12 protein-coding genes and 1 pseudogene are annotated in these 15,552 nt (G+C 36.9%); all 13 read left to right on the top strand.

Annotated elements, in window-relative coordinates; translation table 11 throughout:
- Window positions 1–15: 15 nt before the first annotated feature.
- The 13 genes and pseudogenes from L5M28_RS02730 (at window position 16) to rfbB (ending at window position 15,450) form a co-directional block, all read left to right on the top strand.
- Window positions 16–582, top strand: coding sequence for an acyltransferase (locus tag L5M28_RS02730; protein WP_263202385.1), 567 nt, complete (start codon window positions 16–18; stop codon window positions 580–582).
- Window positions 566–1,696 (top strand): dTDP-4-amino-4,6-dideoxygalactose transaminase, encoded by a 1,131-nt coding sequence (gene rffA / locus L5M28_RS02725; protein ID WP_263202384.1) that lies wholly within the window; start codon window positions 566–568, stop codon window positions 1,694–1,696. Before L5M28_RS02730 ends, rffA begins: the two co-directional genes overlap by 17 nt.
- Window positions 1,697–1,742: 46 nt before the next feature.
- Window positions 1,743–3,155 (top strand): lipopolysaccharide biosynthesis protein, encoded by a 1,413-nt coding sequence (locus tag L5M28_RS02720; protein ID WP_263202383.1) that lies wholly within the window; start codon window positions 1,743–1,745, stop codon window positions 3,153–3,155.
- 1 nt (window position 3,156) lies between these two features.
- Window positions 3,157–4,428 carry a glycosyltransferase gene (locus L5M28_RS02715; protein WP_263202382.1) on the top strand — a complete coding sequence of 424 codons (1,272 nt, stop codon included), beginning with the start codon at window positions 3,157–3,159 and terminating at the stop codon, window positions 4,426–4,428.
- A 366-nt stretch (window positions 4,429–4,794) separates the two neighbouring features.
- Window positions 4,795–6,681 (top strand): asparagine synthase (glutamine-hydrolyzing), encoded by a 1,887-nt coding sequence (asnB, locus tag L5M28_RS02710; RefSeq protein ID WP_263202381.1) that lies wholly within the window; start codon window positions 4,795–4,797, stop codon window positions 6,679–6,681.
- Window positions 6,672–7,784 carry a glycosyltransferase gene (locus tag L5M28_RS02705; RefSeq protein ID WP_263202380.1) on the top strand — a complete coding sequence of 371 codons (1,113 nt, stop codon included), beginning with the start codon at window positions 6,672–6,674 and terminating at the stop codon, window positions 7,782–7,784. Before asnB ends, L5M28_RS02705 begins: the two co-directional genes overlap by 10 nt.
- Window positions 7,785–8,112: 328 nt before the next feature.
- Window positions 8,113–8,952, top strand: a complete 840-nt coding sequence (locus L5M28_RS02700; protein WP_263202379.1) for a hypothetical protein — start codon at window positions 8,113–8,115, stop codon at window positions 8,950–8,952.
- Window positions 8,915–10,042, top strand: coding sequence for a glycosyltransferase family 4 protein (locus tag L5M28_RS02695; protein WP_263202378.1), 1,128 nt, complete (start codon window positions 8,915–8,917; stop codon window positions 10,040–10,042). Before L5M28_RS02700 ends, L5M28_RS02695 begins: the two co-directional genes overlap by 38 nt.
- Complete coding sequence (locus L5M28_RS02690) at window positions 10,039–11,178, top strand: glycosyltransferase family 4 protein (RefSeq protein WP_263202377.1); 1,140 nt, start codon at window positions 10,039–10,041, stop codon at window positions 11,176–11,178. Before L5M28_RS02695 ends, L5M28_RS02690 begins: the two co-directional genes overlap by 4 nt.
- A 101-nt stretch (window positions 11,179–11,279) precedes the next feature.
- Entirely contained in the window at window positions 11,280–12,284 is a 1,005-nt protein-coding gene (locus tag L5M28_RS02685; RefSeq protein ID WP_263202376.1) for an NAD-dependent epimerase, read from the top strand.
- A 261-nt stretch (window positions 12,285–12,545) separates the two neighbouring features.
- Window positions 12,546–13,712 (top strand): nucleotide sugar dehydrogenase, encoded by a 1,167-nt coding sequence (locus tag L5M28_RS02680; RefSeq protein WP_263202373.1) that lies wholly within the window; start codon window positions 12,546–12,548, stop codon window positions 13,710–13,712.
- Between the two features lie 159 nt (window positions 13,713–13,871).
- Window positions 13,872–14,369 (top strand): annotated as a pseudogene (glmM, locus tag L5M28_RS02675) (phosphoglucosamine mutase); the annotation flags it as partial.
- 130 nt (window positions 14,370–14,499) lie between these two features.
- Window positions 14,500–15,450: a dTDP-glucose 4,6-dehydratase gene (rfbB, locus tag L5M28_RS02670; protein ID WP_263202372.1), complete on the top strand. Its 951-nt coding sequence runs from the start codon at window positions 14,500–14,502 to the stop codon at window positions 15,448–15,450.
- Window positions 15,451–15,552: the final 102 nt, after the last annotated feature.

Below are 15,552 nucleotides of genomic sequence, written 5' to 3'. Positions count from 1 at the left end.
TAAAGGATTTTGCGAATGGCATTTTTAACAGAGGAACAAATCAATTCGATTGGTTTCAAATATATTGGTAATAATGTAAAAATTAGCGATAAGTGTGTTATTTACAACCCAGAGTTAATTGAAATTGGGAGTAACTCAAGAATCGATGATTTTTGTGTATTATCCGGTCGAATAGTTATCGGTAAAAATATACATATCACCGTCTACTGTAACATTGCTGGCGGTGTACCTGGTGTTTATATAGACGACTATTCAACTGTAGCCTATGGTTGCCATATTATGTCGCAAAGTGATGATTATACTGGGGAAACAATGACAAATTCAACTATCCCCAAAATGTATAAGTCTGAAATTTTTCAAGCTGTTTATATCGGTAAACATGTAATAATTGGGGCTGGTTCAATAATATTGCCAGGATGTGATATTAAAGAAGGTTGTTCAGTTGGTGCTATGAGTTTAGTGAATAAACCAACAGATCCTTGGGGAGTATATTTTGGTGTGCCCGCCAAAAGAGTAAAAAATAGAAGCAAGAATTTACTTATCCACTTTCAAGAGTATTTAAAAAATGATTCCGTTCAATAAACCATACCTGCATGGTAAAGAATTAGTTTACATTGCCCAAGCTGTTGCATCAGGAAAGATTTCAGGTGACGGTGTGTTTACCAAAAAATGTCATGATTTTTTTGAACAGCGTTATGGTTTTAAAAAAGTGTTGATGACCACTTCATGCACCGATGCCTTGGAAATGGCCGCGATCCTACTAGATATTCAGCCAGGCGATGAGGTGATTGCGCCTTCATATACTTTTGTTTCTACTGTAAACGCATTCGCTTTACGTGGCGCGAATATCATATTCGCCGATAGTTATCCTGACCATCCCAATATTGATCCTGTACAAATAGCTAAGTTAATCACACCGAAGACAAAAGCTATTGTAGTAGTTCATTATGCTGGTATTGCCTGTGATATGGATGCAATAATGGCGATTTCCAAACAACATAACATCCCTGTAGTAGAAGATGCAGCCCAAGCTATTGATAGCTATTACAAGGGTAAACCGCTTGGTAGTATCGGTACGTTTGGGACTTTCTCCTTTCATGAAACTAAAAATATTATTGCAGGTGAAGGTGGTTTACTAGTTATCAATGATGAGCAATATATTCATCGTGCTGAAATTATCCGTGAAAAGGGTACTAATCGATCTTCATTTTTTCGCGGTGAAGTGGCTAAATATGGCTGGGTAGATATTGGTTCATCTTTTTTACCGTCAGATATTATTGCTGCTTATCTTAATGCTCAGCTTGAGAGTATTGATGCCATTCAAGAGAAACGTAAAGCAATTTGGCAGCGATATTATGGCAGATTAAGCCAAGTGTTAACTGGTTCAGGTATTGAGTTACCGTCAGTTGCAGTTTATTCGACCAATAATGCACATATGTTTTATTTGGTGTGTGAAAGCCTTGAGCAGCGTAGCGCGTTAATTCAATTCTTGAAAGATAATGGCATACATGCTGTTTTTCACTATTTATCATTACATCAAAGTGAATATTATTTATCTAAATATAGAGGAAGTGATTTACCAAATTCTGACAGATTTACAGATACCCTAATTAGGCTACCGTTGTTTTATGAGTTGACTGATGAGCAGGTTGATTATGTTTGCAATATGATTTTTAACTTTGTTAAAACTCTTTAAATATTAGTAATTTCATTAATCAAAGTTATATAAAGAGTTTAATATTTTGAATGTTAAAAATATTGTACAGTTCTCGATAGGTCCAATCGGAGCTGCGGCATTAAGTTTAATCACGTTACCTTTTGTAGCGTGGTTTTTCAGTGTTGAAGATGTCGGCCGTTTAACCATGTTACAAGTAGCGCTAAGTTTAAGCGTGTCATTATTCAGCCTAGCCATGCATCAAGCCTATGTACGTGAATACAATGAAGAGAATGACAAAGCCGCATTGTTAAAGCATGCGGTGTTGCCTGGCCTTATTGTTTTAACAGCATTTTTAGCGTTGTTATTGTTTTCACCTTGGTCAATATCAAAACTATTGTTTAATATCGATTCAAGTTTACTTTCATGGTTCCTTGTTATTGGCATCTACTGCAGCTACTTGATTAATTTTTTTGCACATGTAGTACGTATGGAAGAGCGAGGCTTAGTTTTTTCAGCAACCCAAATTCTGCCTAAGCTATTTTTACTTATATTTATCGGTTTTATATTTTTACTCAATTTACGTGCTGAATTTCAAACACTGATGTTAATGAATGTACTTGCCGTTGCAAGCTCGGTTAGTATTTTTGCATGGTTAACAAGAACAACGTGGTTACCCGCTATAAAAAAACCGCTTAATCGTGAGTTAATGCATCGAATGCTAACCTTTAGTTTGCCACTTGTTGCTGGTGGTATTGCATACTGGGGTTTAACAACCATGGATCGATTTTTCCTTCGTAGTTACTCTGGGTTTGAAGAATTAGGTGTTTATGCCCTTGCGGTTGCACTTGCTGGGGTGGTATCAGTTTTATCGGTAATATTTTCAAACCTATGGCATCCTGTTTTTTACAAGTGGGTAAAGAATGGAATAGATAAATCTAAAGTATTAAATGTAATTGAGTGTATGTTACTTGCAGTATGTTTAATTTGGTCATTAGCAGGTGTATTTTCTTTTGTGTTGGTTTATTTTTTACCACCAGAATATTCTGCTATCGAATACTTAATTGTCGCCTGTATTGCTATGCCACTTTTTATAATGCTATCAGAAACAACAGGTGTTGGTATTGGTATAACCCGTCGTTCTTCGTTTTCTATGCTTGCCTCAATATGCGCATTTGTTGTCAATGCAATATTAAATTACATGTTAATACCTGATTTAGGTGCATCTGGTGCAGCCATAGCAACATTGTTAGCTTTTTTTACTTATTTTGTTGTTAGAACAGAAGCAACGGCAAAGCTTTGGTGGAGTTTTCCAAGAGTTAAAATTTATAGCGTAGTTATTTGCTATATAACGCTAACTGTATTAATGGTGCTTAGTGAATCTCGTTTCGATTATTTATTCATTGCTTGGTTTCTACTACTGTTATCAGTTTTAGTTGTTTATTTTAATAGGGTTAAAATGATCGTTTCTGAAATGAAAAATATTATTAAGGGCGCATGACATGCTATTCATTTACGGAGCATTACCAGTTGGTGGTATTGAAACTTTTTTTTTAAGAATGGCAAAAGAACGGTTTAACAAAAACTTATCAACCTCAATTTTATTACTCGCTAAACCTGAACAAAGTAATCAAGAATTACTTGGTGAGATGAAAAAATATGCAAATGTAATCTTTTCTAATGATATCTTTTATGGCCCTTCGTTATTTTGTGAGCGACTCCCACTTCTTATGCCTATAAAACAGAAAATATTCTTAGATAAGTTAAGAGAGATTGACCAGATTCACGTTTCTGATGGCATGCATGCATTGCTTGGGAGTCGACTAGCTCAACAATTAGAGAAAAACCTCCCAATTACAGTTGGTTTTTATCACTATATAAAATACTTGTGGGGTGGAAATAAAGTTGCTTGGCATGAGAAAGTAAATAGAAATTTTGTATTTAACTATCTTCCTGATGAATCATTACTTTTCTTCTCTGAAGGTAATCGCGACCTATATCTTAAGCATAAGCAACAAAAATTTGAAAAATCAAAAACATTTAGACTAGGTGTTATTGACAAAAAGAATGTAATACTTAAAAAGGATTTAGTAACGCCACTTAAAATTGCAGCTGTTGGGCGTTTGGTTGAATTTAAAACCTATAATTTTTATATGGTAGATGTTGTTAAAAAGCTAATAGATAAAGGAATTGATGTTAGATTTGCTATCTATGGCGACGGGCCATTAAAACAGCAAATACAAGAAAAGATAAATAAAGCCAACTTACAAGATAAAATTGTTTTAAAAGGCACTTTAGACTATTCAAAGTTTGATTTAACCGTGTCGAGCTATGATTTATTTATAGGTAGTGGCACGGCAATTATTCAAGCGTCATCATTAGGCGTTCCTTGTATTACTGGTATAGAGAATATGATAGAACCTAAAACATACGGTTACTTTTGCGATGTATGGCAATATGAGTATAACTTGAAAGGATTGGATCTGCCGCTTTTAAATGTTGAAGATATTATTTATGATTTTGTAAATGGATCGAAAATTTGTAGAAAGGAATTAAAAGAAAGGCATAATAACTGTGTTGATTCGTTTACTAATGAAAGCTGCCAAAACTCAATGGATATATTAAAAAACATTGAAATGCCAAAAGTTTTTTTTAATTTCAATCGCTGGATTTATGAGTTATCTCGTGTCGTTGATAGAATAAATATGAGATTTAATAGTAGTCATCCTATGAGAAATGAGTTTAAAGACTTTGGCAATATTAATGAAAAATAATTATTAATAGAATTGTATGCCTATTGATGATATAAATCAGCTAATTTAGCATTTCTAAGTTTTTTAATTCAATGTTCTATGAATTTTTGTTGAGAATTATATACAAGTTTATAAGCGATGCGCAAGATTAATATGGGGGCTGAGTGGGAGGCGACATATGCAATTGGCGAAATATAACTTGTTGTAAATATAAAAATATAAAGAAAGAAAAAAGCACAAAGCACAAAGTACTACTGATGTGAGTGCAAAATATTACAATATGGTAATGGCATGCAAAGTTTGAATTTCAATCGTGTTAATTCGCCCAAAATTGAAAGCCCTATAAATTTTGACTAGTAATAAATCGTCATTTAGAGAGAAAATTAGATGTGTGGAATAGCAGGCTTGCTTGATTCTAGAAGACAGTCAAGTATTGTTGATTTAAAAAAAATGACTGATATCCTATATCACCGTGGTCCAGATGATGGTGGTTATTTTTTTGAACAGGTAGATAGCACTCAGGTTGGTCTAGGGCATCGACGTCTGTCCATCTTAGATTTATCAAACCATGGCCATCAGCCTATGTCTTTTAATCATTTAGCTATGATTTATAATGGCGAGGTTTATAACTTTAAAGAAATCCGTGTAGAGCTAGAGAAGCATGGATATAGCTTTGAATCTCACTCTGATACTGAGGTGATTTTAAAGGCTTACCATAAATGGGGTATCGAAGCTGTACATCGTTTTAACGGTATGTTTGCGATAGCAATTTTTGATAGCCAGCAAGAAACTCTAACTTTGATTCGTGATCGTGCAGGCGTTAAACCGTTGTACTGGTATCATAAAGACGGATTGCTCATGTTCGCGAGCGAGCTAAAAAGTTTTCACGAGCATCCTGCCTTTGTAAAGGAACTTAACCACGATGGCCTTGCTTTGTTTTTGCAATATGGTTATATCCCGCAACCGCATACGATTTTTAATCACACCCACAAGCTGCAAGCAGGTCATGCACTTACATTCAACATCAAAAATTCAACATTAAGAATAGATAAGTATTGGGACGTTATAGACTGTTATAACCAACCCAAGCTTGATATCTCTGAACAAGAAGCCATGGATGAAACCGAGCGACTATTAAAATTTGCTTGTGAATACCGCATGGTTGCAGATGTTGCTGTGGGCATGTTTTTGAGCGGTGGATATGATTCTTCCGCAGTTACAGCATTATTACAGTCAGAGCGCACTGAAAAACTGAAAACATTCTCCATTGGTTTTCATGAGCCAAAATATAATGAAGCACATCATGCTAAAAAAGTAGCTGATCACTTAGGTACAGACCATACCGAATACTATTGTACGCAAAAAGACGCTTTAGCTATTTTACCTAAGTTGCCAGAAATATGGGATGAGCCTTTTGGTGATGCTTCTGCTATTCCTACTACCTTAGTTAGTCAGTTAGCTAGAAAGGATGTTACTGTTTCTCTTAGTGCAGACGGTGGTGATGAAATTTTTGCTGGTTATGACAAATACACTAGTATTGAAAATAAAAAAATAAAGTTTGCTCAAATCCCCTCAGTATTATATCCCCTTCTTAAAACTGGTTTAAATAGTGACGTTTTACACGCTACTGCTAAAAAGTTTGGTATGTATAATGCTGACGTTCGCTTAAAGCGATTTTCGCTAATGCTTGAACAAAATGAGAAAGGCCTTTTAAAAATAGGCTCACAAACTTTTACTGATATAGATTTAGATATCTTATTAGTTAATAAGTATAATAAAGTAAAAACAGAATTTGACGCGGAAATAAACCAAAATTGGTTAGATAATATACTTGCTATTGATTATAAAACTTACCAATTAGATGATATTTTAACTAAAGTAGATAGAGCTACAATGTCTGTGGGTTTAGAGGGTAGAGAACCATTATTAGATATTAATATTATTGATTTTGTTGCTAGGCTCGATCCTAGTATGAAAATTAAAAATGGATCAAAAAAACATTTACTTAAAGAAATCACACACAAGTACATACCTAAAGACATCATGGATAGACCTAAAATGGGTTTTGGTGTACCTATTTTTGATTGGTTTAAATCTGAATTGAAAGAATATATTCTATTTTATCTCAGTAATGATCGAATAGAGAGCGCCGGTATATTCAATACATTTTATGTTGCACACCTACGTGATAAATATCTCGCGGGTGCAGATGTCAATGTTAATCAGATTTGGTTTTTATTAATGTTCGAAATGTGGAGAGAGCGATGGATGTAGTAAGCAAAAAAATAACCCTACTCATCAGCTCTCTCGCCGGCGGTGGTGCTGAAGGTGTATGTGTCAGCGTTGCTAACGGCTTAGCGGATAATGGCTGGCAGGTTAATTTGGTGGTATTGCACACCAATAATGCGGCTTACCTAGAGCGTGTTAGCCCTAAAGTAAATTTAGTCGTGCTGGGGGTTAACCATGCCCGTAATGTGCCTTTACCTTTACTGCGCTATATCCGTAAGCACAAACCCGCAAAACTGTTGGTGTTTAATTACGAGCTAGCGGTAATTGCGGTCATGTTACGTAGTGTATTTCGTCTTAAAACCAAAATTATAGCTCGAAACATTAATACCTTTTCACAAAACACTGCGAAGCCACAAGGCAGCTGGCAGCGCTATATTGTTAAGCCGTTAATTAATCACTTTTATGGTAAAGCTGATCATATAATTAACCAGTGCCAAGCAATGCGTGACGACCTAGTTTCTGTATTTCCGCACTTGGCAGATAAAACCAGTGTGATTTATAACCCTGTCTCTAAGCATGTCGAAGACTACGCAAAAACTCATGATCTAACCCAAGTGGTAAAGCGAGATTACCTACTTTGTGTTGGCAGGTTAGAAAAGCAAAAAGCGTTTCATTACGCTATTGAAGGTTTTGCTGGTATTGCTAATGATTTTCCAAGCCTACGGCTAAAAATTGTTGGCCAAGGCAGTTTGGAGCAATCATTAAAGCAATGTGCTATAGATTTGGGTGTAGCCGATAGGGTTGATTTTGAGGGCTTTCAAGCGGATATGATTCCTTACTATTTACATGCCAAATTGACATTACTCACCTCGCTGTATGAAGGCTTTCCTAATGTATTGATAGAATCCATCACGTTAGGTACACCTGTGATCGCGTTTGATTGTCCGAGTGGCCCAAGAGAAATTATTCAAGAAGGGGTTAATGGGTATTTGGTTGATTATCAATCTGTAAGCGCGTTAGAGACAACATGTAGGACATTTTTGAACAAGCCTATAGATAGTAAATCAGTACAATTCTCAGCAAGTCGCTACTTAAGAAATAATGTTATTAAAATTTATTTATCACTATTAATTATACCACATGTTTAATATTATAAGCATAAGTGCTGAATATAGTAAGCTCTATTTAAATAGGTACGTTCTCTTATTTTTTTTAGTGTTTATTTCTTTTACAGATTTTTTTTCATTCATATCAAAGGTTTTTTATTTCCCTGTACTCTTAGTGTTTGTGATTTATATGTATTCACTTATCATTGATAAGAAGTTAAAACAGCATATAATATTTTATGGGTTATCATTGCTTTCTCTGGTATTAATGTTTTTTTTAAAGAGGGGTAATATAAACGGTTTGATTTTTATTCCGGTTTTTGTGTTCTTTACTTACGTTATAGTCTGCCGAAGTATAAAAAAAGAATGCATGAAAGTTATTTTTGATTGCTTCTTAAAGTTAATTGTTTTATTTCTCTTGGCAGTTTCTTTTTTTGAGATTTTGACAAAGTTAAATATGGTGTCATTTAGCTATTATTCTGACTTCATCAATAATTATGGTGATATGCGATTTGATGTCCTACGAACAAGGGTTTTATGGGGGTCAGCTTTAAGTTCCGCATCTGTTGGTATTTTCTTGATGTTTTATTTTTCTTTAGTCAGAAAAGATTTCACCTTTTTGTTTTTGACTTTTTTTTATATTATCTTGACAGGATCACGTACTGCTATTGTCCTTTTTATTTTAATGTTATTTGTGTCATTAATAAAGTCTTGCAGTTTTTGGAGTCTCAGATTATCAAGAAAAACATTTTTTTCCTTAATCTCTTTATTACCTTTTGTTATGCTTGCCTTTGTATGGCTGTTAGATTCAAGTGTTGGAAGAATCGTTAATCGAGCTTTTACTATAAAAGCAGATGCCTCATTTTCTGGAAGGGAGAATACTACAGGAGCTGTATTAGAAAAGCTTTTAGCATCGTTACCTGAAAGCTTATTTTGGGGTTTGACTAATACTAATTGGATTAGCGACTCCGCATTTACATCTATTGCAGCACAAAGTGGCATTTTACCTTTATGTTTATTTTTAGGGTATTTATGTTTTTTGTTGTTTAAAAGCTCTCTGGACTATATTACAAAAATAACGGTTTTCATTGTTTCTATTTTGGGTGGCTGGACTATTGGTGATTTCTTTATTCCAGCTGTAACATTTTTATATACTTTAACTTTTCTTATTTATGAAAAAAATACTACATATTATTACCGGTTTAAGTGATGGTGGCGCAGAAGCTGTGTTATATCGTCTGTGCGATTTCGATAGAGATAATGAACATGTTGTAATTTCTTTGATGGATAAAGGGAAATATGGTCCTTTACTGGAAGAGATTGGTGTTAAGGTTTATTGTTTGAATATGCCCGCAGGCAGTATACATTTGATGGCCTTAGTTAAATTGTATAAATTACTACGCCAACTTAAACCGAATGCAGTACAGACTTGGATGTACCATGCTGATTTAATCGGTGGGATAATCTCAAGGCTTGCTCGAGTGAAAAATGTTGTATGGGGAGTGCACCATACCACTTTGGTAAGAGGGGAATCAAAGTTATCCACGATGATAATCGCAAAACTAAATGCCTTAATTTCATCATTTATTCCTCGCCGTATTATTTATTGCGCAGAAAAATCTCGCCAAGTACAAGAGTCGATTGGGTTTGATTCTAAGATAGGGCATGTTGTACCAAATGGTTATAATATTGATCAATTCATGCCTAATTCATATTCAGGCTTGACTTTTCGGAAAGAAATTGCCATCGCGAATGAACAGTTTTTAATTGGACATGTTGGACGTTTTCATCCTTTTAAAGATTATTCTAACTTGATTCAATCGATCGGATTATTAAGTGACTTTAAAGATCGTGTAAAAGTCGCTCTGGTAGGTAATGATTTGACTGATGGCAATGACGTGTTAAAGCGATTAATAAACGAAAACACTTGCGGTGAATGTATTTTATTACTCGGTCGTAGACAGGATATTCCATCAGTCATGAATGGGTTTGACCTGTTTATTTTATCATCTTCGAGCGAGGCTTTTCCTAATGTATTAAATGAAGCCATGGCTTGTAGTACGCCTTGTGTTACCACGGATGTTGGTGATGCAGCGGTAATTGTGGGTGAAACTGGTTGGGTTGTGCCACCGAAAGATCCTCAAGCTTTAGCCAAAGCGATATTAGAGGCGATGGACGAAAAACAACACAATTCACAATTGTGGCAAGCAAGAAAAAAAGCTTGTCGTGAGCGGATTGTGGATAATTTTAGTATAGAGAAGATGGTCGCTGGCTATCATCAGGTTTGGTTTAATTCATGAATATTGCACTTGTTTCACAAAATGCTTCTCCTGGGCATTTGATTTTTCGTAAAGATTTAATAAAAAGTTTAGTTAATGATGGGCATACTGTTTATGCTTTTGCGGTTGACTATACTCAGGATACACGAACTGCGATTCAGGAATTAGGAGCTATCCCTATTGATTATGACCTTGAACGGGCTGGATTGAATCCAATAAAAGATTTGGCAACAATATATCAATTAAGAAAACTTTTTCGTCATTATCAAATAGACTCTGTTTTTAGTTTCTTTATCAAACCATCTATGTATGCGACGTTAGCGGCTAAGTTTGCTGGTTGTAAAAATAAAATTGCTATGATCGAAGGGTTAGGTTTTATTCATACTCCTTCTCAAACTGGGTTATCATTCAACCGTCAGCTCTTGCAGTATGTGCATGGCACGCTTGCCACCTTGTCTTATGCCTTTGCTGATAAAGTGCTGTTTTTAAATCCTGACGATCCTCAAGATTTAAATAAATTTGCATTTATCAATAAAAATAAAATCGAAGTTTTTGGTCCGATCGGTTTAGATTTAGCTTCTTATCCTTATCAGGTTCCTCAGTTAGATAAAGATAAAATTCGATTTGTATTTGTGGCACGGTTACTTAAAGAAAAAGGGATTTTCGAATACCTTGCTGCTGCAAAAAAAATAAAATCTGAATACCCTAATGCAGAATTTGTAGTGTTAGGTGGGTTAGATGAAGAAAACCCTGGCGGCATCAAGCTTCATCAATTAAAGGAATTTATTAATGACGGTACAATTATTTACCCTGGTTTTGTGAATGATGTGCACGAACGGATACGTTCTGCACATGTGTTTGTTTTACCATCATATCGAGAGGGCGTGCCGCGTTCAACACAAGAGGCTATGGCTATTGGTCGGGCGGTGATCACCACTGACGTTCCCGGTTGCCGGGAAACAGTACAAAATGGTTACAATGGTTTTCTTGTGCCGAAATGGAATGTTGAACCGTTGGTTAAAGCAATGAGAAGCTTTATTCTGCAGCCAGACCTTATTAAATCAATGGGTGATGCGAGCTATCAAATTGCGGTTGATAAATTTGACGAGAAGAAAATCACCCCGAAGTTGATTAAGCTGATTACCAAAGGTAAATAGCGGTATAACTAATGGCACATACTCTAACGAGAGACTGGGGTAAGGATGTGGCCACCGTTTAGTTATTAAACCAGATCAAAAAAATTTATCGGAGTATTAGTATGGTGTATTTAGTTACGGGTGCCGCAGGATTTATTGGTAGTTCAGTCTGTCAGCGTCTCTGTCTGCAAGGTCATGTTGTAATTGGTATTGATAATATTAACGACTATTACGACATCAATTTAAAGAAAGCTAGGTTAACTGGTATTGAAAATCCGTTGTTTCGCTTTATTCATTTAGACATTGCAGACCGCGCCGCCGTGGCGTCGATTTTTGAGAAAGAGAATTTTGACCGAGTGATTCATCTCGCCGCCCAAGCTGGCGTGCGTTATTCAATTGAAAACCCGCATGCCTATGCTGATTCAAATTTAGTGGGTCATTTGAATATTCTAGAAGGTTGCCGGCAAACAAAAGTGAAGCATCTAGTTTATGCTTCTTCCAGTTCTGTATATGGCTTAAACGCTAAAACTCCTTTTGCCACCTGTGACAGCGTTGATCACCCAGTATCCTTATATGCTGCCACCAAAAAGGCAAATGAGTTGATGGCGCATAGTTATTCTCATCTTTACGATATTCCGACCACGGGTTTACGTTTTTTCACCGTTTATGGTTCTTGGGGTCGCCCTGATATGGCGCCGTTTATTTTCACAAAGAAGATTTTAGAAGGTGAAACCATAGATATTAATAACAATGGGGATATGTGGCGCGATTTTACCCATGTAGACGATATTGTCGAAGGTGTGGTGCGTATCAGCGATGTGATTCCTAAACGCAATAATGACTGGACGGTTGAAACTGGTACTCCCGCTAGCAGCTCAGCGCCTTATGCGGTGTATAACATCGGTCACGGTTCGCCAATTAATTTAATGGACTTTGTTAAAGCCATTGAAGATGAATTAGGTATTGTAGCGAAAAAGAACTTCCGCGAGATGCAGCCTGGTGATGTTTATCAAACCTATGCGGATACCCAAGACTTATTTGCTGTTACAGGGTATCAACCTAAAGTTGGTGTAAAAGAAGGCGTGGCTGAGTTTGTGGCATGGTATCGCAGTTATTACCGGATTTAAGTTTGTTAAAAATGTCATTTTAATTATTTAAACCATTTAAATTGTAAGACGAAATTTATAACGCGCTTTGCGTACGTAGAATGCCTTGTTTTGTCGCCATTCTTGATGGTAGTAATTCGCCTGATGGTTTGTATTTTCTCTGCATGATTGTAACTCTTGGCTATTTGTAATGGATTTCAGCCTGCACAGGAATGACGACATATTGAGTGATATTTTTTGTGAGCAGATTAGACATTGCTTACACACATTAGGACATAAGTAATGAAAATCGCTATTGCTGGCACTGGCTATGTTGGTCTTTCTAATGCCATTTTATTAGCCCAGAACCACCAAGTTGTTGCTGTTGATGTGATTCCTGAAAAAGTTGAATTGATTAATAGTAAACAGTCGCCAATTCTGGATGCTGAAATTGAATATTTTTTAGCTCATCATAAACTCGATTTAATCGCTACCTTAGATAAAAAGTTAGCTTATCAAAACGCCGATTTTGTCATAATTGCAACTCCTACGGATTACGATCCTAAAACTAATTATTTTAATACTTCCTCTGTCGAATCGGTTATTCAAGATGTGTTAGCGGTTAATCCTAAAGCCGTGATGGTGATCAAATCTACTGTACCAGTGGGTTTTACTGCCAAGGTTAAGCAAAAATATAACTGTGATAATATCCTTTTTTCGCCAGAGTTTTTGCGTGAGGGAAGAGCGCTTTATGACAACTTACATCCTTCGCGCATTATTGTGGGTGAGCGCAGTGAACGTGCTAAGGTTTTTGCTGAGTTATTAGTGCAGGGCGCGATTAAAAAAGACATTCAAGTGTTATTTACTGACTCCACTGAAGCTGAAGCCGTTAAATTATTCTCCAATACTTATCTTGCCATGCGTGTCGCTTATTTTAATGAACTTGATACCTATGCTGAGACTCATGGGCTAGATTCACGGCAGATTATTGAGGGAGTCTGTTTAGACCCGCGTATAGGCGGCCATTACAATAACCCCTCTTTTGGTTATGGTGGTTATTGTTTACCTAAAGATACAAAACAATTACGGGCTAATTATGCCGATGTACCTAACAGCATTATTGGTGCGATTGTGGATTCTAATACGACGCGTAAAGACTTTATCGCTGAGTCCATTTTAAGTCGCGACCCTAAAGTAGTGGGTATTTATCGCCTTATCATGAAGTCGGGTTCTGATAATTTTAGGGCTTCTAGTATTCAAGGCATCATGAAGCGTATCAAGGCCAAGGGAGTTGAAGTTGTTATTTACGAACCTGTTTTAAAAGAGCCCGAGTTTTTCCACTCAAGAGTTATTACGGATCTTGCTGAATTTAAGGACCAAGCTGATGTGATTGTGTCTAATCGTATGGCCAAGGAACTGGCTGACGTCGCTGATAAAGTATATACCCGTGATATATTTGGTAGTGATTAAACCTTATTTAAGACTGATAATTAGATTTTAAAGCTGAATTTTATTCAGTTTTTTAAAAGAATTTTGTATTTCGGAAGCATTTTGGCTCCGATGGTGTGCGTGGCAAAGTAGGCACTTCCCTATTACTCCTGATTTTACCATGAAGTTAGGTTGGGCTGTGGCACCTTAATGTCAAATCTTGGCTTAGAGCTTGCGCTTAAGCAGATGGATATCCCTTTTGTTCGCGCGAAAGTGAGCGACCGCTATGTTGTTGAGCAACTTAAGCATACCGGTTGGCAACTTGGCGGTGAGGGTTCTGGACATATTTTGAGCTTGCAACATGCTTCAACAGGAGACGGCATTGTTGCATCCTTACAGGTGCTTAAAGCTATATTAGAGTCCCAGAAGAGTTTGTTTGAGATTAAAGCTGGCATGACTAAACTTCCTCAAGTGTTAATTAATGTGCGTTTGGTCACGGCTGATGCTGACAGCATTTTAGCGACAATCAGCGTACAGCAAGCTGTGATTAAAGCCGAAGGGATCTTAGGTGACCAAGGGCGTGTATTGTTGCGCAAATCCGGTACAGAGCCGCTTATTCGCGTAATGGTCGAATCTACCGATAATATTATGACGCAGACTCAAGCAGAATATATAGCGGATGCAGTCCGAACAGCTTAGAGCTGGAGTCTGTAAAGACTAATGGCGCTAAGTGTCCATTCAGATCTTAATATGCTGAATTTTCAAGCCAGAAAGTTGTATACTTTCTGGCTTTTTGTTTTCTAACCTTTAACTTTGTTGGGTGAGTGATATGCGAATACTGATTACGGGAGGAGCTGGCTTTATCGGTTCTGCCTTGGTCCGTATGCTGATAGGGCAAACGACGTGCGTCGTGATCAATTTTGATAAGTTGACCTATGCCAGTGATCTTGAGTCCTTAGCCTCTATTGCCAATAGTGAGCGCTATCATTTTATTCAGGCTGATATTTGCGATAGAGTGAAATTAGATGCCGTATTTCAGGATTATCGGCCAGATGTGGTGATGCATTTGGCGGCCGAAAGCCATGTTGATCGCTCAATTGATGGGCCTGCTGAATTTATCCAAACCAATATAGTGGGCACTTATACATTGCTTGAGGCGTGCCGCTGCTATTTCCAAAGTTTGAATGCGGATAAGCGAAAAGTTTTTAGATTCCATCATATTTCCACCGACGAGGTTTACGGTTCATTAGGGGCTACCGGATTCTTTTCTGAGACTACAGCCTATGATCCTAGCTCTCCTTACTCAGCCAGCAAGGCATCGGCGGATCATCTTGTTCGGGCATGGCATCGCACCTACGGTTTACCGATAGTTATCACTAACTGCTCCAATAATTATGGGCCTTTTCAATACCCTGAAAAATTGATCCCTTTGATGGTCAATAATGCATTGGCCGGAAAACCGTTACCTGTCTATGGTAATGGTCAGCAAGTACGTGATTGGTTATATGTTGATGATCATGTGCGTGCCTTGTTTCTTGTTATAACACAGGGCAGAGTCGGGGAGACCTATAATATTGGAGGGGCTAATGAGCTTAGCAATCTAGCGGTTGTTTACCAAATTTGCGATTTACTCGAAAAGTTAGTACCCACTCATCCGCAAGCTTTTGTTATTAATGGTGTTGGTTTTCGAGGTTTGATAGAACATGTTACAGACAGACCTGGGCATGATGTGCGCTATGCTATTGATGCGAGTAAGATCCAGCGAGAACTTGGTTGGTAACCATTAGAGTCCTTCGATTCTGGGCTCAGAAAAACTGTCGAGTGGATAGTGGCTCGGTATTTTAACGCGCAAATTGAGTAATATTGGAGATTAACTTGTAAA

The sequence above is a fragment of the Shewanella sp. SW32 genome, assembly GCF_025653365.1.
Classification (GTDB): Bacteria; Pseudomonadota; Gammaproteobacteria; order Enterobacterales; family Shewanellaceae; genus Shewanella; species Shewanella oncorhynchi.
This window is presented reverse-complemented; position numbering and strand designations above follow the sequence as displayed.

Bases quoted from the DNA above. Each gene is read 5' to 3' on its own strand.
- L5M28_RS02730 (WP_263202385.1), top strand. From the start codon at position 16: ATGGCATTTTTAACAGAGGAACAAATCAATTCGATTGGTTTCAAATAT.
- rffA (WP_263202384.1), top strand. From the start codon at position 566: ATGATTCCGTTCAATAAACCATACCTGCATGGTAAAGAATTAGTTTAC.
- L5M28_RS02715 (WP_263202382.1), top strand. From the start codon at position 3,157: ATGCTATTCATTTACGGAGCATTACCAGTTGGTGGTATTGAAACTTTT.
- asnB (WP_263202381.1), top strand. From the start codon at position 4,795: ATGTGTGGAATAGCAGGCTTGCTTGATTCTAGAAGACAGTCAAGTATT.
- L5M28_RS02705 (WP_263202380.1), top strand. From the start codon at position 6,672: ATGGATGTAGTAAGCAAAAAAATAACCCTACTCATCAGCTCTCTCGCC.
- L5M28_RS02700 (WP_263202379.1), top strand. From the start codon at position 8,113: ATGAAAGTTATTTTTGATTGCTTCTTAAAGTTAATTGTTTTATTTCTC.
- L5M28_RS02695 (WP_263202378.1), top strand. From the start codon at position 8,915: ATGAAAAAAATACTACATATTATTACCGGTTTAAGTGATGGTGGCGCA.
- L5M28_RS02690 (WP_263202377.1), top strand. From the start codon at position 10,039: ATGAATATTGCACTTGTTTCACAAAATGCTTCTCCTGGGCATTTGATT.
- L5M28_RS02685 (WP_263202376.1), top strand. From the start codon at position 11,280: ATGGTGTATTTAGTTACGGGTGCCGCAGGATTTATTGGTAGTTCAGTC.
- L5M28_RS02680 (WP_263202373.1), top strand. From the start codon at position 12,546: ATGAAAATCGCTATTGCTGGCACTGGCTATGTTGGTCTTTCTAATGCC.
- rfbB (WP_263202372.1), top strand. From the start codon at position 14,500: ATGCGAATACTGATTACGGGAGGAGCTGGCTTTATCGGTTCTGCCTTG.